This is a genomic window from Comamonas sp. B-9 (genome assembly GCF_000410635.1).
Lineage (GTDB): Bacteria > Pseudomonadota > Gammaproteobacteria > Burkholderiales > Burkholderiaceae_C > Comamonas.
Window position 1 is genome coordinate 39,572 of sequence record NZ_KE148552.1, and the last position, 342, is coordinate 39,913.

The following is a 342-nucleotide window of genomic DNA, read 5'->3' on the forward strand; positions in this document are numbered from 1 at the left end:
CGCGCGGCACGGCACTCCAGCCCAAGGCCGTGCCCTTGCACAGCCGCACGCGCCCCGGCGCCTGGCAGGACTGGTTCGCGGCCACAGGCCGGCCCTTGCCCGCCGCGAGCGGGCACAGCTTTGAGCATTTCTACTTCAGCCTGCAAGCGGCCGTTGCCGGGCTTGGCGTCGCCATCGGCCCCTGGCATCTGGTGCAGGACGACCTTGCCCATGGTCTGCTCGCCGCGCCGCTGGGCTTTGTCGAGGACGGCTCGCACTACTGCCTGCTCTCACCCCAAGCCTTGCTGCCGGGCAGTGTGCAGCAGCTGCTGCTGGCGTGGCTGGGGGCCATGGCCCAGCGCC

The 342-nt window shown here is 71.6% G+C and carries 1 pseudogene; it reads left to right on the plus strand.

Annotated elements, in window-relative coordinates:
* Positions 1–342: pseudogene (locus H928_RS27015) on the plus strand (LysR substrate-binding domain-containing protein); the annotation flags it as partial.